The organism is Niabella aquatica, from assembly GCF_054779315.1.
Genome location: NZ_BAAGYM010000025.1, coordinates 38,607 through 62,578, shown reverse-complemented (window position 1 = coordinate 62,578; position 23,972 = coordinate 38,607). Strand labels below are relative to the sequence as shown.

General features: G+C 43.6%; 22 protein-coding genes. 8 read left to right on the top strand and 14 right to left on the bottom strand.

All coding sequences use genetic code 11. The features are described from left to right. Positions 1 to 7: 7 nt before the first annotated feature. Together ACYVBM_RS17355 and ACYVBM_RS17350 are read left to right on the top strand one after the other, a co-directional pair. Positions 8 to 292, top strand: a complete 285-nt coding sequence (locus ACYVBM_RS17355) for a hypothetical protein (RefSeq protein WP_460686962.1) — start codon at positions 8 to 10, stop codon at positions 290 to 292. Between the two features lie 53 nt (positions 293 to 345). After that, positions 346 to 1,122 carry a hypothetical protein gene (locus tag ACYVBM_RS17350; protein WP_460686961.1) on the top strand — a complete coding sequence of 259 codons (777 nt, stop codon included), beginning with the start codon at positions 346 to 348 and terminating at the stop codon, positions 1,120 to 1,122. Positions 1,123 to 1,145: 23 nt separating this feature from the next. Here the strand turns inward: ACYVBM_RS17350 and ACYVBM_RS17345 are convergent, their stop codons facing one another. After that, a complete protein-coding gene (locus ACYVBM_RS17345) occupies positions 1,146 to 1,898 on the bottom strand; it encodes a sulfite exporter TauE/SafE family protein (protein WP_460686960.1) in 753 nt (250 codons plus the stop codon). 329 nt (positions 1,899 to 2,227) lie between these two features. On the opposite strand from ACYVBM_RS17345, the gene ACYVBM_RS17340 reads away from it, so the two are divergent. Continuing rightward, positions 2,228 to 2,473: an RNA polymerase sigma factor gene (locus tag ACYVBM_RS17340; RefSeq protein ID WP_460686959.1), complete on the top strand. Its 246-nt coding sequence runs from the start codon at positions 2,228 to 2,230 to the stop codon at positions 2,471 to 2,473. A gap of 51 nt (positions 2,474 to 2,524) precedes the next feature. Beyond that, entirely contained in the window at positions 2,525 to 3,412 is an 888-nt protein-coding gene (locus ACYVBM_RS17335; RefSeq protein WP_460686958.1) for an FRG domain-containing protein, read from the top strand. Positions 3,413 to 3,610: 198 nt separating this feature from the next. On the opposite strand, the gene ACYVBM_RS17330 is transcribed toward ACYVBM_RS17335, so the two are convergent. After that, on the bottom strand, positions 3,611 to 6,799 hold the full coding sequence (locus tag ACYVBM_RS17330; protein ID WP_460686957.1) for a P-loop NTPase fold protein: 3,189 nt from the start codon (positions 6,797 to 6,799) through the stop codon (positions 3,611 to 3,613). 113 nt (positions 6,800 to 6,912) lie between these two features. Then, on the bottom strand, positions 6,913 to 7,692 hold the full coding sequence (locus ACYVBM_RS17325) for a hypothetical protein (protein WP_460686956.1): 780 nt from the start codon (positions 7,690 to 7,692) through the stop codon (positions 6,913 to 6,915). Between the two features lie 505 nt (positions 7,693 to 8,197). On the opposite strand from ACYVBM_RS17325, the gene ACYVBM_RS17320 reads away from it, so the two are divergent. The 4 genes from ACYVBM_RS17320 to ACYVBM_RS17305 all read left to right on the top strand — a co-directional run bounded on the left by ACYVBM_RS17320 (position 8,198) and on the right by ACYVBM_RS17305 (position 11,073). Beyond that, a complete protein-coding gene (locus ACYVBM_RS17320; RefSeq protein ID WP_460686955.1) occupies positions 8,198 to 8,494 on the top strand; it encodes a hypothetical protein in 297 nt (98 codons plus the stop codon). Then, entirely contained in the window at positions 8,488 to 10,506 is a 2,019-nt protein-coding gene (ligD, locus tag ACYVBM_RS17315; RefSeq protein ID WP_460686954.1) for a DNA ligase D, read from the top strand. Before ACYVBM_RS17320 ends, ligD (ACYVBM_RS17315) begins: the two co-directional genes overlap by 7 nt. Before the next feature lie 63 nt (positions 10,507 to 10,569). Then, positions 10,570 to 10,755, top strand: a complete 186-nt coding sequence (locus ACYVBM_RS17310) for a DUF3606 domain-containing protein (RefSeq protein WP_460686953.1) — start codon at positions 10,570 to 10,572, stop codon at positions 10,753 to 10,755. A gap of 9 nt (positions 10,756 to 10,764) precedes the next feature. Continuing rightward, on the top strand, positions 10,765 to 11,073 hold the full coding sequence (locus ACYVBM_RS17305) for a DNA-formamidopyrimidine glycosylase family protein (protein ID WP_460686971.1): 309 nt from the start codon (positions 10,765 to 10,767) through the stop codon (positions 11,071 to 11,073). Here ACYVBM_RS17305 and ACYVBM_RS17300 read toward each other — a convergent pair. The 11 genes from ACYVBM_RS17300 to ACYVBM_RS17250 form a co-directional block, all read right to left on the bottom strand. Beyond that, entirely contained in the window at positions 11,070 to 11,840 is a 771-nt protein-coding gene (locus tag ACYVBM_RS17300; protein ID WP_460686952.1) for a transporter, read from the bottom strand. The genes ACYVBM_RS17305 and ACYVBM_RS17300 overlap by 4 nt on opposite strands. A 101-nt stretch (positions 11,841 to 11,941) precedes the next feature. Further along, positions 11,942 to 14,671 carry a DNA ligase D gene (gene ligD / locus ACYVBM_RS17295; protein ID WP_460686951.1) on the bottom strand — a complete coding sequence of 910 codons (2,730 nt, stop codon included), beginning with the start codon at positions 14,669 to 14,671 and terminating at the stop codon, positions 11,942 to 11,944. A gap of 57 nt (positions 14,672 to 14,728) precedes the next feature. Beyond that, complete coding sequence (locus ACYVBM_RS17290) at positions 14,729 to 15,109, bottom strand: hypothetical protein (protein WP_460686950.1); 381 nt, start codon at positions 15,107 to 15,109, stop codon at positions 14,729 to 14,731. Positions 15,110 to 15,160: 51 nt separating this feature from the next. Then, positions 15,161 to 15,394, bottom strand: a complete 234-nt coding sequence (locus ACYVBM_RS17285) for a KTSC domain-containing protein (protein WP_460686949.1) — start codon at positions 15,392 to 15,394, stop codon at positions 15,161 to 15,163. A 4-nt stretch (positions 15,395 to 15,398) separates the two neighbouring features. Further along, positions 15,399 to 16,364, bottom strand: coding sequence for a YihY/virulence factor BrkB family protein (locus tag ACYVBM_RS17280; protein WP_460686948.1), 966 nt, complete (start codon positions 16,362 to 16,364; stop codon positions 15,399 to 15,401). Between the two features lie 2 nt (positions 16,365 to 16,366). Next, positions 16,367 to 17,596, bottom strand: coding sequence for a DUF748 domain-containing protein (locus tag ACYVBM_RS17275; RefSeq protein WP_460686947.1), 1,230 nt, complete (start codon positions 17,594 to 17,596; stop codon positions 16,367 to 16,369). Between the two features lie 162 nt (positions 17,597 to 17,758). Then, complete coding sequence (locus tag ACYVBM_RS17270) at positions 17,759 to 18,058, bottom strand: alpha-ketoglutarate-dependent dioxygenase AlkB (protein ID WP_460686946.1); 300 nt, start codon at positions 18,056 to 18,058, stop codon at positions 17,759 to 17,761. Continuing rightward, positions 18,037 to 18,345 (bottom strand): alpha-ketoglutarate-dependent dioxygenase AlkB family protein, encoded by a 309-nt coding sequence (locus tag ACYVBM_RS17265; RefSeq protein ID WP_460686945.1) that lies wholly within the window; start codon positions 18,343 to 18,345, stop codon positions 18,037 to 18,039. The genes ACYVBM_RS17270 and ACYVBM_RS17265 overlap by 22 nt, the downstream gene beginning before the upstream one ends. Positions 18,346 to 18,350: 5 nt before the next feature. Further along, complete coding sequence (locus tag ACYVBM_RS17260) at positions 18,351 to 21,575, bottom strand: error-prone DNA polymerase (RefSeq protein ID WP_460686944.1); 3,225 nt, start codon at positions 21,573 to 21,575, stop codon at positions 18,351 to 18,353. Between the two features lie 14 nt (positions 21,576 to 21,589). Further along, positions 21,590 to 23,086 (bottom strand): Y-family DNA polymerase, encoded by a 1,497-nt coding sequence (locus ACYVBM_RS17255; RefSeq protein WP_460686943.1) that lies wholly within the window; start codon positions 23,084 to 23,086, stop codon positions 21,590 to 21,592. 4 nt (positions 23,087 to 23,090) lie between these two features. Next, the gene (locus ACYVBM_RS17250; RefSeq protein ID WP_460686942.1) at positions 23,091 to 23,822 is read right to left on the bottom strand and encodes an ImuA family protein; all 732 of its coding nucleotides are present in this window, start codon (positions 23,820 to 23,822) and stop codon (positions 23,091 to 23,093) included. Positions 23,823 to 23,972: the final 150 nt, after the last annotated feature.

Sequence of the window (23,972 nt, the reverse complement as noted above, 5' to 3'; positions counted from 1 at the left end):
TGATTTTATGACTGATATACTGGCTATTACCGTTGACATGAAAGTATCTAACGGCTATATTGAATACTGCCGCTTCACTTTGACTGGCGACAGGCAAGACGCTGAAGAGTTGTTTGAACGATTAAACGGGATTGCCGACATCGGCTTAACATTGCCCCTGCGGCTCAGTCTGATAACCCTTAATGCAACACCCAACGAAGTATTGGCCATAAAATATTGCAGGCTGGATGAACTGGCGTGGAATAGCCGGCTCATTACAAAGGAAATATTTAACCACTACAATCTTGGCTGAGGTGACTACTATATGGAATAGTTATTGTAACTGCAAAGTAATTAGCAAAAAACATGACGAAACATACTACCGACCTGCCTAAATTTATCGTTTACCAGCCCGACCCCAAGGTTTTTCATATTTGCCTGGAAGTGGGGAATATTTATTATGTGTGGTCGAGTAGTTACCCGCCGACGCAGGACAACCGGTTTGCACGCAGAGTAAAACAGTTAAAGACCATCTTGCCTGCGAAAGTGCCTGCAAAACAAATTTACGATCAGGGTACCTATACCGTTAATAAAGGAGATGATAAGGCGGCCGTAGCAAAGAAGATGAAGCAGGGTGTTAAAGCAAAGTCGTTCTCCTTTATTTTGGATGGTAAACGGCTCAAAGGCCGGTTTATGATCAAGGAAACTTCGGGTGGCACGGTGCTGCAAAAATTCAAAGATAAATTTGCGGTAGAAGAAGATATTTTTAGTGAAGACCTCAGCAGGAGCATCAGCCTGATGGTACCGGGCTATGATCCCAGCACGGTTAAGTTAAATTATCCCAGGGAACGTAAACGACCGGCCAAACCCAAACAGGAGGATGTAACCCCGGAGACCGAAGCTGAACCTGAAGCGATCACTGATGAAAAGAAGATAGGTAAAACCACCTTTCACTTTGGCCTTTACCGTTCCGATAATGGGCCTGATCTGTATGTGATATCCAACAATAAAGAGCAGGTGTTGATCCTGCAAAAAGATGGTGATCGCTGGAAGCTGTTAAAACCGGTTAAGGATGTTGCATTGAATAATGTAAGGCAGTTGGCAGCGCATGCCAAAGCTTTGTACATGCTAAATGAGCAGTAGCCTATATCTAACCCCAAGCACTTTTAAAGATATACCTTGATAAAGAAGATGGCTGTAATAACGAAATTGAAGATAACAATTCCCTGGCGCAGTTTTACAGCGTTCATACCTTTGGTATAATGCGCACCGATGTAAGCACCGATGATGGTGGCTGCCAGCATAACACCTGTTTCCAACCAGGCTACTTTCCCCGCAAAAATGAAGATCATTACCGCGATAGCATTGGCAATGCCCACGAAAAGATTTTTATTGGCGTTCACTACTTTTATATCACTCATGCCAAACAGGCTCCATACCGCCATCATCATAATCCCTACCGCTCCACCAAAATAACCTCCGTAAATACCCAATAAAAACTGGCTGGCTAAAACCAAAGTGCTTCCGATCCGGATTCTTTGACCAAGCCAGGTGCCTGCTCTTTTACCAAAAGCAAAAGAAAGTGTGCCGGTTAAAAGCAGCCAGGGCACCAATTGACTAAAGCTTGCTGAAGGAGTATACAGCAATAATAGCGCCCCCGTGCAGCCTCCTAAAAATGTGCAGATGATCATGGCAACAATGGAGACCCCTGGGAATGGTTGAAGATATTTTCGGTATTCCCAGGCCCCCGCCATACTTCCCGGGAAGAGGGCCACGGTGCTGGAAGCATTAGCCGTAACAGGCGGCACCCCGACATACAAAAGTGCAGGAAAGGTAATAAAGGAACCCCCTCCGGCTACAGCATTCATGGCACCCGCCAGCAGACCCGCAAAGAATAATAAAGTTAAGCCCCCCAACATATTTTATTTTCTCAGACCGTTTTGCTAATAGTTTAGAGCCTGATCTGGAGATGCTCCGTCAACTTTCCCGCAGACAGTTTCTCTCCGACTATTTCACGCTCAATTATTCAGGATGTCACTAAGATATAAAACTCATCGCATTTCGGCGGTTTCTTTCCTGGTAGTCTTTCGTTTTTTAGCCAAAGGAAATCAAGGATGTAACGACACAATATTCTTCCGCTTAATAAAAAATTAATACCATCCAGTCAAGCGGCACTTTTAGTCTTTGCCAATTTATCTTTAAATTGCGGTGCTGCGTTATAAAACCTTCCCTATTTTAGAAAGACCGCTTGGAGACTGTAAATGTATATACCGACAAAGAATGGTTCGCGCTCATTGCCGAAGGCGATGAAACAGCGTTCCGGCATATCTTCGAGGATTATACCCGCTCGCTCAGGCCTTTTCTTTTAAAAATGGATGCCACGGGATTTTTGATGGAAGAAGTGATCCAGGAAACCATGCTAAAGGTTTGGCTTCGCCGCGACCAGTTACCATTGGTAGAATATCCCCGGTCCTGGGTCTTTAAGAAAAAATGACATTCACATGCTGCCTTATAAATTTAACTGACTATCCACTAGCTTTGAATCATGGGAACATTAATCGAAACAGAACTTACTACCTGGAATGATATCTTTAATGTGAATCGCTACTTTTGGGTTCCTTTTATATTCCGGGGCCAGAGTGACGCAAATTGGCCGCTGGAAACGTCCATAGAGAGATGCATACGGCTATATGCTTCTGATAACTTGCTGCACTACTATAACACAGAAGAACAGTGGATGTTACACGAATTTAAGCGTAAGTATCCCCTCTTTTCCTCGATTTTACCCAAGCAGCAGGACAACTTCGAGTGGTTGGCAATTATGCAACACCATGGAGCGCCTACACGATTGCTGGATTTTACGGAGTCTATTGTCGTAGCCGCTTATTTTGCTACTAATGAATCTATTGGAGACAGCGCTATCTGGGCGATAAATCGTCATCATATACGCACCAGCTTGGTTCGCTGTGAACATGTTTCTTATACTGAAGGAGAAACTTTAAAAGATGATATAAATGATATGCATATCGATCTGGCTAATAGATTTATTGGCAGTAAAACAGGTTTAAAACAGCGGGAAATTCCTAATCTGGTTATTCCGCTGGAACCTAAAATATGCACAGAAAGACTTTCCCGCCAGCAAGGGCTATTTCTTATGCCTTCCAGTTGCGACGCGTCTTTTATGGAAAATTTGGCTTCTGTTTTTTCTGATGACTCGATATCATTTGAATCCATGCCTTTTGCGGACTTTTCGGCTATGGCAGCAAAGCAGGAAGTGTTTACTTCTACTAAAATTGTAAAGATTATAATACCGCAAGGGTTGCATCAGGACATCCTGTACGCTTTGAAACAAATGAATATTACCGCAGAGACATTATTCCCTGGTATTGATGGCTTGGCCAGATCACTTGTTCAATCACATATTCTTGGTTAAATTAGGTTTTATAATAATTAAGGAAGAAAATGGAGAGGCCAAAAGGAAGCTTGGCTGGTACGACCCGTTTGCTAAGAAGGACGATGAGCTACTAAGTGATATGGACTGGAATCAATTAATCTTCAGCAAAAATCTGCACCGGACTTAGTTTCTCCAACCTTTTAACCCATATCATATCCTTTCTGTAAGTTAGTACAACTATTTTTGATCAGGCTTGTTTTCTTCGACTTTGGGGTTGGCTGGCTTCCTGATATCTATCGATTTTGCTAATGCTTCAATAGCTTCATTTTCTCCTCTTCTTTCATTAATAAGGTTTCGAAAATCTTCCTTTTGATTTTGCGGAGTAGCTTGATAAAGACTTTTTATATACGCTGCATTCTTCAGCAGGATTTGGACGAAACCAGTATTGTTTAAAAAGGTGTTTTTTATAATTGTTCTGAAAATATCCGTAGTTGCATCTAACAGGTTATATTGAATAAAGTAGGGAAGTATATGATTAACTGTCTGAAGATCCAGCTCTATGTGACCATTTATAAACTGGTCCCTGAGATCTTTAAGTGTATTCTCGATAGAAAGCCGATCACGGTTGCGTTCATATTTTTCCAAAACTTTCCACCAGGATTCGTCAGCGCTCTTTGATTTGATCTTTGCTATAAATTTTTCCTTGAAAACATCCAGCGATAATTGGGTTAACGAATCCGGTCTTAAATGATTAAAGAACATAAAGTGGATATTATCTTGTTCATCGAATACGACCTCATAGCCTTCGTTATCTAGGGTTTTAAAATCTTCGTTAAACCGATTTATGAAGATTTTTGAAATAGATAGCTCATGATTGGTAAAACTGTCTGAGGCAAACGTTGCGTCAATTCTATTTACATCCAGGTCGTTCGGGTCAAGTTTAAATTTATTCAGTTCTACAAGTAAGTGGTCATCGGTAATTGACAGTCCTTCCTTGATTTTAGCATAATGATTAATTAAAATCAAGGTGTCCGCATCCTTTACCTGGTCGTCATCTTCAAATAGATTCAGGATTATTTCTTTAAACAGCTCCGAATCATCAAATTGTTCTGATAATAATAACAGATCTGTGTAAGTAATATAGTGAAGGATGACTTTACTTATTTGCTCTGCGGCCACCGGATCGCTCGCTTCCAGTATGCTTTCGAAGTAGGTGCTGTATGTCGAATTAAAGGAAGAGCCGGCGGCTATGCGCATGGCAATGAGGTCATTGGCAATGTCTGATTTGGCGTCTCCCTGATATAGTGTGTAAATGCTGCTGTCATCAAGAATACCTTTTAACGCAGCGTTTTTTCCAGGCCGGGCTGTCTCCATTAACTTTACAAGAATGTTATTGGCATCTTCGGTATTTCCTTCATCGGCGGCTTTTTTTAACAAGGCTTTTAGCGAAACTTTATAACCGGGTAAAGCGAAATGGTTACATATTATGCGGGTATGGTCAATGTCTAACAGATCAGGTAGTTCCAGCTCGGACAGGTAGGCATCCATCGCTGCATCGCTCGTAGTCAACTGGTAGAATTGATACTCATTATCATTATCACCTATTATTTTTACCTGGTTTGCAGCGCTGATCGCCTTTGTCTTCAAAAGAGGGTGTACTCTTTCTTTGCCGCAACTTTGTACTATTTTATCTATTAGGGCAATGTAATTACTTACGGTAGTATCTTCTATCTTATCTGCATATTGTGATAATAGTCGTTTTAAAAACTCATCATCAGCGTAGTTGTTGACAAGTATAAGCTGCCACTCCTCAATGTCAAGAACATCAGGTTGTTGATTACTTGCTATCGCCATGTCATAAAACCTTTTCCAGGCTTGTTTAACAAGTATGGCTGATACCTTTGAATTGTCATCGATTTTGGAAAGGGTGGTAATAGGGTTTTCAAGAATTTCAATATCAGAAATAGCAGATGTAAAGATCGCATCGCCAAAATCCGAACCGCAGATTTGATTAAACTTTATCGTATCACCTTTATTTAAAGCGTCCTTTAATTCCTGTGTGTAGATTAACTCCAACGCATTTTCAACATCAAGGTGATAAACGATAGCGGTAAGTTGTTTCGCATAATCCGGATCGTTTCCATAAACAGACTTTAAACCTTTTAAATAATCCAGGTCAGTGATCGCTTTTAGCGGCTCATTTAAAATGTCGTCTTTTAGTAAAACGAAGATGGAAATGTAGCGCTCCTTATAATCATGGTTCAAAAGTTTAACGGTTAAGACCTCGTTGATAAAGGATATAATTTCCCTTGGTGTGATTCTACGATGTAAAAATTCGTAAACCTGTATAACAAGTTTTAATTCAACAGCATTAAAATTTTGAAAGGCAATTTTCCACTGGTTCTCGAAGAATTGTTTCCAGTCAGACATTATTGGAAGACTCACCCTAAACACCACATCAAAAGTCTTATTGATATAGTCGTCCGCAAAAGTGCTGTTATTACCATTATTTAATTCCTTAAATGCATTTTGCACATGCTCCCTGTCGAAAGGCAGGATTACTTTAATGTTAGAGTAGGGCTTTTCTGCAAAAAAGATATGAATAGATGACCAGATATTTAAAATGTGTTTTCTTGGGAGTCGGTCGAAATTGTCAAAAACAATTACGACCTTTTTATTAAGATCTTTATCAATTTCCTCCATCCATTTTTGAAAATCTCTAACTGTAGGTTGCTGCTCCGAAATGGTTTCTATTTTGGTTTCTTCCTTCTGTTTATTGGTATACACCTGGAAAGTATCCTCCGCAGAAAGCCGAAAGCTCTTGCAGAAGCCCTTTTTATTAAACCAGTTACGGAAAAGATTGTAAATGTAGATACCAATAACAATTAGGATGGGAAATGCCACCAGCAGCAATTTCCAGTACCATTTCTCTATTCCAAAATAATCAGACATTCCGTCCTTGAATACATTAACAATGGGGATATAAATGATGGAAAGCAGAGAAAAAATAAAACCGACGCTTAAATAAGGGATATTTTCTGTTTTGGTTATCTTGGAATTTGCCAGTAATTGATCCAGCTTGGCTCTCCAGTTCCCTTTATTAGACACCAAGTTGTGCTTTTTGTTGGTAATAAACTCAGTAAATTCTACCAGGATAGCCTTCCTTTGTTCGTCTTCCTGATGCCCCCATACATCGTATATAAAGAATTGATGGGTTTCTTCTAAATTCTTTTGAATTAACCGCACCAGGTTGCTTTTACCGGAACCCCAGGTTCCGTCTATTCCCACAATTTTAAAGTTGGCTTCATTGATAATTTTATTGCTGATTATCCCTGCTATTTTTTCCTGGGATTTATTTTTAAAGAGGTCTTCCCCAAGTGGTTGATTGGAAAGAAATTGGTAGTTGGGAATTGGCTGATCCTGCATATGGCGTTCGTATTAAAATCTTTTAAAGGTACTTAATTTGGTGGTTCTGATATATTCGGAAAAAAGTCATTGGAATGAGCAGTGAGCTTTATGACAGTATAATTAAGCGAGTACTAATCATTGCTCTGCAGGACATCAACAATCCTGTCAGGTAATACAATTTTATCAACACCGGTTACAACCTTACTGGTACCATCCAGATATTGAAGGGTGATACTGTTGATCTTTATGTACTCCACTATATCGGTAAACCACACATATTCGAATTCATAACTTCCGGTTTCATCCGGCTTGATGGGGCCTATACCTCTGCGGGTTTTCGTGCTAACCGCATCATCTACAGCATTTCTTCCGGTGATATTAAAGGTGACGTACTTAATGGTTTTTTTGGAAAGGTTCAATACTTTAACTCTGAAGCCGGTGCCACCGGTATATTCACTTTCGTCATAAGCCCTGTAATCAATAATCGCAAGTCCTCTGGGCCGCAGCTTATCTACGTATTCTAATGCTTTTTTTATCTCATATTGACTGGCAATCCCTGACATGGCATTGGCAACGGAATCGAGCAGATTGAGCTCCTTACCTTCAGCGTTTGACAGCAACCGATACAAATCTTTATAGTTAGTGTTCAATCCATCCGGCGGGATAATATATTTCTTATCCATGTAAATTACTTCATAACCCCCGCCGGGTCCGGTAACGCGACCGGAGACAAGCACATTGGTTCCGGAGTATAATGTCTTAGTAAGGTAATAGCTGCCGCTGACCTTTGCTTCGACTTTTTTATTTATAATTCCAATGATGTAGGTGGAGTCATTAAAAACCAATTCTTCCTGAGAAGAAGCAGAGATGTTGAGAGATAGGATTAAGACAAAGAGAGAAACGTATTTCATGACAAGCCAGATAATTTGGTGGTGTAAAGGTAAGGAATCCGAAATTTTAATTTGAATACCGGATTTGCAGGTTGTAGACTGCCAATCAATGTGTTAATAAACCGCGATATCTGAAATCCCATGGTCCATATTTAAACCTAATCATTTTGGCTTCTATCTAATACCTGCATTTGCATTCGTCCGATAAAGTTGTTATAAGCCTTCTCGTTTTCGTTCGGGCTTTTATAACATCATTTCCTTCTACTACATTTTTGATAAATGTATTTATGCAGATTGCTGTTTTAGAATAAGCTGCTTTGGATCACCTTTTTTACGGTGCTTCTGCCATTGTCTCGTTCTCTCGCAATAGTTTTATCCACAAATCTGCCGGTTTTGAAAATCTGTTTAAAAATGGCTCAGAAGAACTAAGTCAATCATATCGTTATTTTCTCCATTACCGCCGGGTTGGTATGCTTGTTGTTCCGGTTATTTAATCGTTGAGCGCAAATTCTAAAATGAAATTTTTATGAAACAAATGGATATTCCACTTCCCCTGCAGATAGATATCGACTTTGAAGAGGAAGGACTCTCCAAAGCGGTAAAAGACCTGCGTCCTGTTCTTTGGCATGACGGGCAGGGTTATTGCTGCCTGCTGGGGCCCGATCCGCAGCAAGGTATATTGGGTTATGGCACCACCAGAAAGGAGGCTATTTCGGACTGGGAGGCTGCTGTAAGAGCGCGCGTCAAGACTGCCGGTGCTGCAGATGAAGTGGGCCAGTATGTGATAGAAACCCTCAAGGTATCCAAAGATGACGTATGGTAAAGCGTACTAAAGATCCGATGCCTGCAAAAGTGTCGCCGATGCTCTGTACCCTGGTTCGCGAAGTACCGGACCTGGAAGATTACCTTTATGAGATCAAGTGGGATGGCTACCGGATTATATCTTACCTCCAAAAGGGGAAAGTTCTCCTCACTTCCCGCAGTGGCCTGGATTACACGAAGAAATATCCTCCTATAGAAAAGGCGCTGAAAAGCCTGAAGCATGACGCCGTTATTGATGGGGAAATCGTTGTCTTTAATGAAAAAGGCAAGCCGGACTTTGATGCAATTCAAAAGTATAACGGCCATAACACACCGATCAGTTACTGTGTATTCGACCTGCTGTGGATGGACGGAAAAAATTTAAAGGATCAGCCTCTTACCGAAAGAAAAGAACTGTTGAAAGTATTGATCGGGGATCGTCCGGAACTGCGCTTCAGCGAAAGCTTTGAAGATGGAAAAGCGCTATATAAAGATGCTTTGGAGCAGAACCTGGAAGGCGTTGTAGCCAAGCAAAAAGACAGCAGGTATATAGAGAACAACAGGGCAAACGACTGGCTGAAGATACCCACCCGTAAAAGACAGGAGTTCGTGATCGGCGGATGGGCAGAATCAGCAAATGGCCGTTCCTTTAAAAGTCTGTTATTTGGCGCTTACGAAAACGGGCAGTTAAACTGGATCGGCAGAAGTGGCGGTGGGTATAAAGAAAAAGAGATGCCGAGTATCTTAAAGCAACTTAAAGCTATCGAGATCAATAAATCACCCTTTGTAAACGCAGTGCTGGATACCAAAGGAGCCGTAACGCACTATGTAAAACCTCAGCTGGTAGCCAACTTTGAATTCGCCACCTGGACCCAAACCGGCAGGATCCGTAAACCGGCTACTTTCCTGGGCTTTAGAAAAGATAAGAAAGCGAAGGATGTCGTTCGTGAAATTCCCAAGGCAGCTGAAGTGGTGGAGCAGCAGGTAGAAAAAGAGGAAGCACCGAAGAAAACAAAGCCTGCTCAACGAAAGAAGATAAAATATTTAAACGCGGATAGTAATTGGAGAAAAGTGGATGAACTCTTTCGAGGTAAAGAACCGACTGACTTTGAATTAGATCATTGTACCATTCAATTGCATGATGTGGACCGAGAGCTTTGGTCCGGTACCGCCAAAGGAGACCTAGTCTTATACTATAACCAGGTGGCGGACTATATACTGCCCCATATTAAAGGTCGCCCGCAGTCGCTGAACCTAAAGCTATCCAAAGCAGGTGGACCGACGACTTTTATCAAGGATATGGAAAATCGCCAGCCGGATTGTGCGGACATATTTACAGACAAAAGAAAAGCAGCTAAGGCAGGCAAGAGAAGCTATATTGATTACCTGGTTTGCAATAACCGGGAGACTTTGCTCTTTATGGTAGATGTGGGCTGTGTGGATATAAATCCCTGGGCTTCCCGCGTGCAGCATCCTGATGAACCGGATTATATATGGCTTGACCTGGATCCGACCGTGGATGCCAAAAGAAAGGGATCGGAAGATAAAGGATTTAACAGAGCGGTTGAAGTGGCGCTCGCTGCAAAAGAAGTGCTCACAGGAAGTAAGCTTACCTCCTTTATAAAGACCTCCGGTAAAACCGGCATGCACATTTATATTCCCTGTGCCGGGCTGAACTTTAAGCAGACAAGAACAATTGCCAATCACCTGGCTGATGAGATCCATGTATTGGTTAAAGATATTTCAACACGAAGTGAGTCTGTCAACCAGCGGGGAGATCAGGTGTATATTGACGCCAATCAGAATGATTACGCGGATACTTTAGCCGCTCCATACGCTATCCGGCCCTATCATGAACCCCTGGTCAGTACACCGCTCGAATGGCGGGAAGTGAAGTTGACGCTGGACCGGTACAGATTCAATAAAGACATGATTATAAAGCGGCTGGAAAAGAAGGGAGACCTCTTTGCACCGGTGCTGGACACCGCCATTGCTCATAAAAACAGTGAATTATTACAAAGTTTTCACAGTTAGAAGCGTCTCTTGCATAGTCTTTGCTGAATAGAAAATATTATTTAACCTTTAAATTTTAGTATTATGGCAGACGACAAAACAATAAATGATGCAAGGGATCGTAACCAGGTAGCTGCCGGTGAAGATTACGAAGTAGATTATATCGTAAAAAAGCATGGCGTGAGCAGGGAGCAGGTGTTGGAAGCGATTAAGGCCGTTGGAAATGATCGCAACAAAGTAGAAGAATACTTAACCAGCAATAAAAGTTAAAATGCCCGGATTACCGGACCTCCAGATTTTACCCGCAACCTTACAAAGAGCCTAAAGGACGCGCTAAGCAAAAAGAAACTAAAAACAGTTGCTAGAATCAGTAAGCAACGATGTATGGATTTCGGTAAAAGTGACAAGCTTTTCATGCACCTGATGTTGCATGGAAAGCTTTTTTTGCAAACGCCTGGTGAGCAATTTCCGAACTACAAAATCGCTGCTTTACACTTTAAGGACCAGGTTCTGTACTTTACCGGTTACCAGAAATCTGCTCATTTAATTTTAAATCCTCTAGAACTGGCGGCGGTAAATGACCTTTAATGTATCCTGAAAGCAATTCCCGCTGCAGCAAACTGGTTGGGTTCTTGATACCCGACACTGGAACCTCCCGACAGGTAGATCTGTGTATTATGGCCAAGTTCGTAAGTCAGGCCGCCGCCTATATTATTATGTCCCTGTTGCCCCGTTGGATACTGAGCAAAATATTCCAGGAACAATTCCAAAGGATTGGATATTTTATAGTGCAGTGAACCATTGGCGAGCCATACCCAATTATCGGAGAAAACTTCCTGCTGACCACCGCCGTTGTATTCGAGCTTCCATTTTTCTGAAAATTTGTTTTCAAAGGCCATCAGCAGGATAGGTGACCAATGTTGCTGTTCCAGGGAAGAGCGCGAGGTAAAAGGCAGGCTTAAATAGCCTATGAATGTCATATCCGGTAACCAGGTGTGGTCTTTTAATAAGGATATCTTAGTACCTACTCCAAGCGGCAGCGTAGCCTGAACGGTATTCTTAAAGTAGGCGTCCCGGTTTTTTCCGTCCTCCAGGATAGCCCGCAACTCTACTTTATCACTCAATCCATAACGCACCAGTAACTGTCCTAATACAGAAGAAGCATCATCTTGGTAATGGTTAACAAGGACCGCTGTTTCTACCTGGAACATACCTTTGTCTATGAGGGCGATTTCCTCCGTTTCATCCGGGAGATCAGCGTTCATTGGAATATTCGAAGATTTTTCTGACTGGGCGCAGGCTGTAACCGTCAGCAGAAACAGGCAGGTTATCAGGGTTAAGGTTCTTTTCATCATTCACTTTTATTCAATACTGTATCTTAAATATCATGCCATATACATTTTTAATTTTCTTTTAGCTAGCTTGTCGACACTGTGTTCAGGCTCTCTGATGCTTCTTACAGGCGTTCCAGCGCCTTGCTTACCTTTTTCAGGTTAATGCCCTTTTTAATAACAGGAGCAAACAAATCACCCGTTTCCCTTATCCGGTCCATAGCATTGTAAATAGTAAAATCGCTCATTTTAAGTCCTTTCTTCACTTCATCCCAATGCAGTGGCATAGAAACCATGGCGCCGGGCTTAGGCCGTACTGAATAAGGAGCGGCTAATGTAGCCTGCGGCCGGTTTTGTAAAAAGTCTATATACATCTTCCCCCTTCTTTTTGCTGTCAGCCGTTCAATGCTGGTAAACTTGGGTAGCTCCCGCTGCACCATCGTAGCGATCACCCTTGCAAACTCTTTAGAGCTTTCATAATCATATTTTCCTCCAAGCGGAATATAGATATGCAGGCCTGTTGATCCGGATGTTTTACAATAAGAAGGAACACTTAGCGCATCCAGCAACTGGTGTGTCACCTGCGCGCACGCTATTACCTGGTTAAAAGAATTTTTATCCGGGTCCAGGTCGATAACACACCAGTCCGGCCTATCAGGTGTTTGTTCTTTACTGCTCCAGGGGTTCATTTCAATGCTGGCCAGGTTGGCCATATAAAGCAGGTCGGCTTCTTTTTTACATACGATATAGTTCCTGTCGCGGTTATCACTACCGCTGTGGTACAGGTAAGTATGGATCCAGTCCGGGATCTTCCCTGTAAAGTCTTTCTGATAAAAATTTTTCCCGTTAATGCCATTAGGATAGCGGTTCAAAGACATGGGCCTGTCCTTTAGATAAGGCAACATAATGGGCGCAACCTGATAATAGTAGTTGAGCATATCACGCTTGGCACCTTTAATGTCCGGCCAGAACACTTTGCTTAGATTGGTAAACTTTAATTCATGACCGTTTATTTTCTTCACCTGAGTTTCTTCAGACGGGTTGAGCAACGTCCTGCGGCTGCCTTTAACCGGTGCGCTGATCGCTATGGGGGTAGTGTCCGTTTCTGCAAGGATTTTCTCCACCGGCGCTTCTTTTTCCAGCTTCACAGCTTTTGCTTTTTTGTCTTCCCGCATGCCTTCAAAAGAAGGATGCCGCATCACCCCATCACCGGTGATCTCAGCATAACTTGCTTCGCAAATAAGTTGCGGCTTAAGCCAGGTAGCCACGGCTTTGGGAGGGTTGGGCCGGAACCGGCTTGGCTTGTTCACATCGGGTATTTCTGTGAAGGGCGGTTTATCCGTGATTAATGGCTTGAATTGCTCCATCATTTCTTTTTGCCTGGCAATACTGAAGCCTGTACCGATCTTGCCGGTATATACCAGTTTCCGCTTTTGATCAAAAACACCCACCAGCAGGGAGCTGAACGGTTTAGTGGATCCTGCATTTTGGGTAAAACCGCCGATTACTACTTCCTGGCGTTTACTGGCCTTTATTTTCAACCAATCTTTTGTGCGGTTTCCTATTTGATAGATGCTATCACCATGTTTAGCCATAATACCTTCAAGCCCCATTTGCCTGGCTGCTTCCAGGAATTTTATCCCTGAAGTTGCAAAATCCTGGCTGATCTTTATAAAATCGTCTTCTTCTATAATCTCTTTAAGGATTACGCGTCGTTCTGTGAGTGGTAGTTGCGTAACATCATAGCCATCATACCAGAGAATATCAAAGACATAATAAAGAAGTGTTCCGTCAGCCTCACTTCTCCAGTTTTGCAGCGCACCGAAATCAGCATGTCCGTTATCGCCGACTACGACTACCTCACCATCAATTACCGCGTTTAAATTTCTGCTGCTGAGGGTATCATGGATAGGATAAAACTTTTCGCTAAAAGATTTGTTATTGCGGGATTTTAACGCTACAGTACCATTGTTCATAAAGGCAACTGCGCGGTAACCATCCCATTTGATCTCGTACAACCATCCCTCCGCATCGAACGGCTTATCTACCAGTGTGGCCAGCATCGGTGCTTTGATACGATCAAAGAAGGATTGCTTTTGCCCTTTTTCTATCAATAAACTAATATCCGTACGACTATTTTTCCCTGCTTTTTTCCCAGGCGTTTTTTTCCTTTTTTTCACAGGTTGGCTAATTTCCTTTGCGGTTGCCGGCTTTTTTGCTTCTGTTACTTTTTTCGCTGAAGCCTTTTTCGCCGCTTTTTGACCGTAAACTTTATCCGGCGACTGGGTCATTTGCGCGATGGTCTTTTTGGAAAGAACAGATTTATCCTTCAGGGTTATATCAGCAGAACTGGCATATTTATCTTCCAGCTTCATCAGCAACCATCCGTTTTCGCCACGTCCATGCGCCTTTACCAGGGCATATGTCCCCTTCAGTTTTTTACCATGAAGAACGAACTTAAGCTTCCCGCTGTATAGCTGTTGTAATAGTTGTTTTTCCTGTCTCTTTATATCACCTGCAACAGCTTCAACCGGCTCGTAAGGACCCTCATCCCACATGATCACAGTACCGCCGCCATACTGTCCTTTAGGTATGACTCCCTCAAAGTTCCGGTAATCATAAGGATGATCTTCCACCATCATGGCCAGGCGCTTAACGTCGGGATCGGTGGAAGGCCCCTTAGGCACGGCCCAACTTTTCAGAACACCATCCATTTCCAGACGAAAGTCGTAATGAAGATGCGAAGCAGCATGTTTCTGAACAACAAAGCGCAATTCCTTGCCACTGGACTTGCCGCCGAACGGTTCAGGTGTCTTGTTTGAAGATCTTTTACCTTTATATTGAGATAAACTCATATCATATGGCTTAAAATGAAGTAAAGTCCGTACCAGTCACGAACTGGTCGGTTTAATTTATATACAAAAGTTCTCATCCCTGAAGACGATATAAACAGATTCCTGGCCGAGCTCCTGTTTTATATATAAAGCAAGACTGCGAAGCGTGTCTTTTATTTCCTGGTCCGTTCTTTTTATATCTTCCATCGTTGATAGCTCACCCGTTAAAACAACGCTTGGTGTCACTGTTACAGGGTATTGGTTTGCATGAGGTCCAACGGAAGGAAATATAAGCTGACCATCTTGCAGGAAACAGCTGACCACGGGCAAACGCTCTTTAAGTCTCCGCGACATCCATGAAGCCACTATTTCAGTGGCTTCCGGTAAAGTATGCACCTTGCTTTCAGGAGCATAACCTTCCTTTAAATCGAAGGTAATTTTGTAGCTGCGCTTTTTCATATAACCGACAAATTTTAACTGGCATGTACTATAAATAAAAAAATTTGCCTTTTAAACAATCCCCTGAAGGCTAAATAAGTTGGGATCGGTATGGATCCGTTTGAAAGAAAATTGATCCTTGATGTGCTCGTTAAAATAAACGCCTTTCATTTTCGAGTTCTTAAAAGCATTGTAAACAGAAGGAGGCACTCGCATATAATGATAAACCAGGCCCGAAACGAACTCAACTATCAGCAATTCTTTCGCTTCGTTGTAATGGATGGATCGTATAACAGTTGAAGGCATAACTTTATTCTTTTTCTTTCTCCTGAATGGTTTTCCTGCCGGTTTCCACTTCCACTTCTTTGGTGGTGACCGCATAATCACTGGGATGTATATCGTCGCCATACGCTACGGCATACGCTTTCGTAAATTCAGCGCCCAGGTAAAGAATGATCGATGAATAATATACCCAGACAATTAAAATCACCAAGGACCCGGCAGCACCGTAAGTACTGCCTACCTGCGTTTGGGATATGTATAGTGAGATACCGAACTTACCGATCATGAACAGGATGGCTGTTATCAACGCACCGGCAAATACATCGCGCCATTTTATTTTGGCATCAGGAAGCACCTTGAATATTACGGCAAATATGACGCCGCTGATAATCAAAGTAAGCACTAAGTTGAGAATATAGAACAATATTACTGTTACATCTGGGTACCTGGCCTGTAGTCCTTTGCTTATACCTTCTATAACTCCGGTTACAGCCAGCGATACCAATAATAAAAATCCAAGACTGATAATAACGGAAAATGAAAGGAACCTGTTTTGTAACATTTTCAGCCATCCTTTCTTAGGCTTTGCCTTTAGCCCCCAGATAGTGTTGATAGAGTCCTGAATTTCTCCAAAAACTGTAGTAGCCCCAATTAGAAGCGTTACACCACCGATAATAGCAGCCATAGTACTTTTTCCGGTAAGAGAAGCATTCTTGATAATTTGCTGGAGCTGAATGGCTGTATCCTTGCCTACAAAACCTTCCAGAACACTAAATACTTCGCCTTCTATCGCTTCCCTTTCCAGGAATAATCCACAAAGGGAAATGATCATCACTAAAAGCGGGCCCATAGAAAAAACAGTGTAGTACGCGAGCGATCCACTTAACTTGGTAACCTTATGATCTGAAAATCCCTTAAAGGTATCTTTAATAACCGCCCATATTCCTTTAAACGATAATCGCTTACCTTTATTGACGTTTTTTACTGCTTCCATAATTATTTATTTTGATTGACGCTACTGTATTTCTTAAGACCGTTGGTCTGTTTTTCAACGGGCTTTTCCCGGTTTTTTTCTTTAGCCTGTTCTTCACGTTTTTTCTTTGACGTAAACAGTCGTTTAAAAAATCCGGGCTTATCTTCCTCACCATCTACCGTTTCAGCAGACTGTATATTGATCTCGTTATCGACAGAAGGCATGAGCGCCTCAATAAAGGCATTTCTCAATATCTCCCAGATAGCTTCCGGGGTGTCCACAGAAGTATTTGAAAAGCTCCCTTCGATAGGCACTTTCGTTGCTACCTGTTCTTTCTTCGGATTTTTTAAGATCTTGCCAGCTACCTCAATGGCCCCTTCTTTGATCTTTTGACCGAGGTTGTCCTTTTTATCTTCCGTGCCCAGCACCTGCAAATCTTTAATGATCGGTTTGACGTAACCTTTAAATTTACCATCCTTTGCCGCAAATTCGGTATATAAGCCCATGCTGCCTTTACTCACATCAAATTTTCCATAAGCTTTAAAGAAGTCGTTCACCTTGACCAGTTTTGTACTTTTGAGCTCTGCTGTTAAATCGAAAGTAGGCTGCTTTTCCAAAGCATTCACTTTCATGTCCAGTGTAAATTTGCCATCATACACATCGGCACTTGCTTGTATAGGTGAGGGTAATAAGGTATTGCTGTCAGATGTATTTTTCAGGTTTTGTGCCAGCACATATGTATTCTCCAGAAAAATATCCACTTTCGGAGATTTGGTATTATCGACATAATGTATGCTGCCCTTTTGTATCTCGAAGCGGTTCACTTTAAGAGGCATAAAATCTTTTAATATTTTACGGAAATCATTGGTATCTTTTGCTACCTGGCCGATTTCAGCCTTATCCTTGGTGAAGATCAGCTTCGGTGAGAGAAACACCAGTTCTCCAACAATCCGACCGTCAAATAGCGCGCTCCATTCAACCGAAAGGTCAATAGTTCTGGCGCTGAAAAACTCAATTTGTTTGCCGGTAACAGAGTCAACTTTGTTTATATAAATGCTATCTAGCTGGTAGGCCCCACGATATAAGGCGATGTCGATGTCTTTTACATGCCCGTAGTATCCTTTCATTTCCGACAACTGCGTATTGGCATATCTAAGTACAATAGAAGGCAGCATCAGGCGTATAATGATAAGAAGAAGTAGAATACCACCTGTTATATATAATGCACGGGGCCGCTTAATGGATTTTGTCATTAATAACCGTAATAAATAAGCGTGCCAAAACAGAAAATAGCAATATTTGTTAGATCCTGTAAAAAAAGCATTTGGCAATACAAATCCTCCGGTGCCTGTTAAGATATGGATAGCACCTCTGAATGTTGAGGCATTTTTTCCTCACTGCTTTTTGGCATAGTGCTACAATACCTTTCTAAACGTCATATTGATTCTGGCCTTCATCGGCATAGAAGACTTCGCAATGCGATGCTCCCAATGTTTCTGGAGGTCAGCTTTCATTAACAGCAGTGATCCATGTTCCAGCTTGATAGAATACTGTCGTTTGTGATCTGCCTTGCTACGAAAATCAAAATTTCTTTCCTGCCCGATGCTTACAGAGGCGATGTCCGTTTTGACACCCGGTAACGTATCCTTATCAGCATGCCAGGCCACCGAATCATTTCCATCCCGGTAATAATTCAGTAGTACTCCCTGACACACGTAAACTGTGCTATCCTTTCTTTTATTTGATACAGTTCCGGTAGCCAGGGCAAAGCTTCCCGCTTGCCTTCATCGCGCCTGCTTTTATCTCCATAGAAGGCAGAAAGGCGCGGCGTAATCACTTCCCTGTCATACATCATTACGGTATGTTGTTGCCAGGGAACCGTGTTCAATAAAAGGCTGAGCAAACTATTACTTTCTTCAAAGCTTATAAATCCGGGAGTATAGGTTAATAGCTCCTGTGGCAGAAAGAATTGTTCTGTATAGTTGAATAATTTTTGTTGCATGTAGATTATTTAAAATCGCGCGAAGGAAATAAGCTGCTTTGGATCATTTTCTTTTCAGTACTTCTGCTGCCTTCTTTGGGATGCATCGTGCCGTCTTTTTCATCCGCCCTGCAAAGAGCCTGTACCTGTGGATCTTCCCCGTTGGAGGGTACCAAACTGCGTAAATAAGCCGATCCGTTAAAACATTTTTTGACTACCACATGGATCACCTCACTTTCGCGCTGCACCCTGCCGGAAACTACCAGCAATTTGGATTGCAGGATCTCTTTGCGATACTTTTCAAAGAGGTGTTGGAACACCACTAAATTCGCGCTGCCCGTCTCATCTTCAATGGTGATAAAACAAATGCCGGATGCCGTACCAGGCCGTTGCCTTACCAGTACCAGCCCTGCTACTTTTACATAAGCACCATCCGGCAATGTACTGAGGTCGGCAGTGGAGATAATACGGTTACTGTATAGTTGCTTCCTTATAAAATGAACCGGGTGAGCCTTCAGCGAAAGTGAAGTGCTGCTGTAATCCTGTACCACATGTTCCGCTGCTGTCATTTCAGGAAGCAATATCTGTTTTTCAAAACGGCTCTCCGACGGCTGGCCTTTAAAGACACCTTTCGGATGATCCGCCAGTGCGGTAATTTCCCATAAAGTTTTTCTTCTGTCCAGCCCGATAGAGCAAAATGCATCGGCTGCCGCCAGTGTTTCCAATGTGCTGATAGAAATACCCGCGTCTAAAAGCTCATTAATATTGGTAAAAGACTTTTTACGGGCGGCTACCAGCTTGTTCATTTCCTCTTCACGCAAACCCTTTACCTGTCGAAATCCTAAGCGCAGGGCATAGAAGTTTCCTTCTTTTTCTTCCAGCGTATTATCCCAGCATGAAAAGTTGATATCGACCGGCTGCACAGTAACGCCATGTTTCCCGGCATCCCTTACCAACTGTGCTGGTGCATAAAAGCCCATCGGCTGGCTATTGAGCATACCTGTTGCGAAGATATCAGGGTAATAACATTTGATCCAGGCAGAGACATAAACCAATAGCGCAAAACTGGCTGCATGGCTTTCGGGAAAACCGTAACTTCCAAACCCCTCCAACTGTCGGAATACCCTGCGTGCATATTCTTCTTTATAACCATTTCTAATCATACCATCGACCAGCTTTTTTTCAAGCTTAGAAACCTCTCCTTTTGCTTTAAAAGTAGCCATGCTTTTACGCAGCTCGTCAGCTTCGGCAGGTGTAAAACCGGCAGCCACAATAGCGATCTTCATCGCTTGTTCCTGGAACAGCGGTACACCCAGGGTTTTACCTAAAATGTCTTCTAATTCCTTTGAAGGATATTCTACAGGCTCCTGCCCATTCCTTCGGCGTAGATAAGGGTGCACCATGTTGCCTTGTATGGGTCCGGGGCGCACAATAGCTACCTCAATCACCAGGTCATAAAAACACCGGGGTTTCAGCCTCGGCAACATCGACATTTGTGCGCGGCTCTCAATCTGGAATACACCTATCGTATCAGCTATGCTGATCATCTCATAAACCTTCGGATCGTCTTGGGGGATATTAGCCAGTGTCAGATCGAGGTTATAATGCTGCTTCGCCAGGTCAAAGCATTTACGAATACAAGTCAGCATGCCAAGCGCTAAAATATCCACTTTTAAAATACCGAGCGTATCGATATCATCTTTATTCCATTCAATATTGGTGCGGTCTTTCATGCGCGCGTTCAGGATCGGGCAAAGATCGGATAGTTTGTTCCGGGTCATAACAAATCCGCCCGTGTGTTGTCCTAACTGGCGGGGAAAACCGATATACTGGCTGGTCAGCTCTAATACTTTCTTTAGGTGCGGGTCAGCTGGGTTTAGCCCTGCCTCTCTTATGCGATTTTCATCCACACCTTCGTCGTGGATACCGCTGCAATTTGCGAGGATATCAATGGTGTCCTGCGATAGACCCATCGCTTTGGCCACATCTCTTACAGCTCTTTTATATTTAACCATCGTAACCGTGGCAACAATAGCTGCATGATCTCTGCCATGTTTTTTATAAACGTGCTGGATCACTTCTTCACGCCGTTCATGTTCAAAATCGACATCTATATCCGGGGGCTCATTACGTGCTGAAGAAGCAAACCGCTCAAACAATAGGTCGAACTTCGTCGGATCAACCGCTGTAATACCCAGCACATAACAAATAGTAGAATTGGCAGCAGAACCTCTTCCCTGGCATAAGATCTTTGAGTTTCTTGCAAACTCAATCTCGTCATATACTGTTAGAAAATACGGGGCATAATTCATCTCTTCAATAAACCTTAATTCATATTCAATAGATGCCCTGATCTTTTCGGGTAAAACTTCGCCATAAACTTCATGGGCACGCTTCCAGGCAAGATAAGTAATCTGCTGTTGGGGAGTGCGGCCATCAGTGGTCAGCTCGGTTGGATACACGTATTTTAATTCGTCGAGAGAGAAGGTGCACGCGCCAACTATTTCCTGTGTACTTTTTATAGTATCGGGGTACAGCCGGAACAACCGCAGCATTTCCCTTTCCGGTTTTAAAAAGCATTCGGCGTTCTGGCATAACAAGTATCCGGCATTATAGATGGTGCGCTTTTCGCGGGTACAGGTAAGGATATCCTGTAACTGCCTGCGATCTGTATCGTGGTAATGCACGTCGTTGGTAGCCAGCAAGGGAACTTTATATTGGTCGGATAGTTCTGCCAGCCGGTAGAGCTTTTTAATATCATCACCCTGGTAAGAACGGGTAGCAGTAAGATAAATCTGCCCTTTTAGATGATTTGTATATTCCCCTAAATTCGCTTTAAAATAATCATCATAATCAAAATTCCTGTTCAACTTTACCGGGGGCACTACAGCAAATAAAAGTCCTTCCTTGTAAGTATAAATATCCTTTTTATAAAGAAGACAACGGCCTTTTTCGGTACGCAGGTTACCGGTGGTGAGTAAATGGGACAGCCGCCCATAAGCATCGATATTGGTAGGGTAAGCCAGCAGCGAAGGCCCGTCTTGCAGGTCCAGGCAGCAGCCCACGATCATACGAATGCCGCTGGCTTTGGCAGCCGTGTGAGCGCGTACCACACCGGCAAGGGTATTGTGATCAGTGATCGCAATTTCCGTATAGCCCAATGCAGCCGCCTGCGCCACCAGCTCTTCAGGATGGGAGCCGCCGCGCAGAAAACTAAAGTTTGAGGTAACTTGTAATTCGGTATACTCCATATCCTTGTTTCAACTTATGCAAAATAGCCATGCAGGAACCAGCGATGGGCTTTCGCTCCGTCGTAGTGGCCTAATCTAAAGATCCAAAACCGCTGCCCTGCTTCATCTTCCACCACGTAATAATCCCGATGCTCACCCTCAGCAATCCACCATTCCGTTTCGATCCGTTCCGGTCCATCAGCTTTTTTAATCGTGTGTAACTTCCCGTTGTGCCTGAAGTGCATCGGCGGGTAATCCGGGATCGGTGCCGCTACCTGTACGGGCTCAGGGTGTTGAAGCAGGCGAACAGGACGGGGACGATCCGGCCAGTGGGTGGCCGGTTGCTCATGAAGGGAGGCCGCTTCCTTAAAGGATCGCTCGGGCCAGTAATGTTCATCCGGCAAGTAGCGATGCACCACACCGCTCCCTAATTTACCGGTTAGCTGATCTAGCAGCGCTGCCAGCCGGTTATCGTTCAAGCTGCGATGGTGCCACAACGTCTCCTGTGCCGTTCTTATCTTTTCTGTTTGAGGCGCTTCCAGTGTAAAAAGCTCAATGCCCAATGCCGGTTCAATGGTATCTATTTTTAACTCGAAGAGTTTAAACAGGTACGCTGAACTTTGGGACGGCAAGTGCGTACCGATCTGGATCGTTTGTATATTATGGTCAACACGCCAGGCTTTAAAGATCGCTTTGCGGATCCCTTTACCTTCTTTAGCCAGCTGCCTGCAAAGCGTTTCCAGTAACGCTTGTAAAGCCGTTTCAATCCCGTAGCGTGTTGTCACAGGTTCCAGGCATGGCAACCGTTCATGGAATGGTTCGACAGGTTGCAGAGGTATCAGGTGTTCGTGCTTCCGGCCCAGCGCCTGGTCGATACGTTCCGGCAGACCCGTACCAAACCGGCGCCGCAGGATAGAACGGTCCATATCCATAAAATGACCGACTGTATATAATCCCAGTTTCTGTAGCTTGTCGATAACGGTAGCGTCCAGCCGCAATGCCGCCGGGGATAGTAAGCGGATCGCCTCTTTTTCTTTGCCGGGAGCCACTATCGATATTGGCTGCTTGTCATACCGGGCCAGCGCCCAGGCAGTGCCAATGGTACCGGCAATAGCGATATGGGTGTTATAACCAAAGCCCTGTAAACGTTTAAAAATATCTTCCAGGTAGTTTTGCTCGCTACCCCAGAGGTGGGTGCAGCCACTGGCGTCTAAAACCAAGCCGTCTGGTACATCCATAGTAACGAAAGGTGTAAAAAGGACCGACCAATGACCAAGACCGGTAAGCAGCTTTTCTGCCATACCGGGTGGATCATCGATCACCTGCAGACCGGCTACCAATGCCCTGGCATCTGCTACGGCCATACCCGGATGAATACCCTGGGACTGTAAAGACGGGCAAACGGCCGTGATACGCATCCGGCCATGATCAGGAGCCGCCAGGACAAAAGGAGTATCCTTTAAATCCGGCTGGCGGCGGATCATTCCTTCCGTAACTAAATGCGGAAACCATATGGAAACATAACGGCTCATCCTGCTAACTGATTTTTCTGAGGCGTGTTTGATCCGGTATAGGGACAGCTTCCGGTAGAGAATGGAAAGAACCATCCATCCATACCAGTTGCCAGCTGCCGGTGCTGCCACCACGGACCTTTAAGAGTTCCACGTTCCACGAGGGAAGCGTAACGCCGGGCAATGATTGCAGGTGATAACTGCTGGCTGCATGGATCTGCCAGCGGCTGACGCAGGCGGTGGGATGCAGGTTACGATTGGTGCGCAGTACAAAGCCGGTAACACCGCTTTTTTCAACCGCGAGTTGTAACCGGCGCGATATCGTAAAATCCAGCCCAGGCAGTTCACTCACTACTGCCGACAGCCCGTCCATTTGCAGGCAGGTCTCCATCGCCCAGCAAATGTCTTTTTCTTTCTTTGCATGGACGAAAAGAATGCGATCCGGTTCCAGGCCAAAGGCGCTAAAGCCCGGAGGGAATAGCATCCGGTCGGAACTGATCCAGATACAGGGACCGCTACCTTGCATGAGCCCGCTCAGGATGCCTGCAATAAAACCGGTAGTGGCTGCTGTAGTAGCAGGCGTGGTTGTAATGCACTCATGTACTGCTCCGGTGGGAAAGACATGTTGAGGAAAGGCTTGCAGCACCGGTCCTAGCTTCACCCTGCCCAACAATTGATCCGTAGCAGGTTTCTGCCCCTGCATCTGCAAGATCTCCTGCCGTAACTGTGCCATCATATCTTTTTGTGCAACGCTCACGGCACAAATGTAATACTAAAATATTTAGCAAAAAGCTAGGTCAGCTGACTTGTATGCAAACCATTTATTTTCAATAAAATAACTTTTTTGATTTATACTTACTGCCCTACAATTCCAATTCTTAGCCATAAACGTCTATACAAATAGATA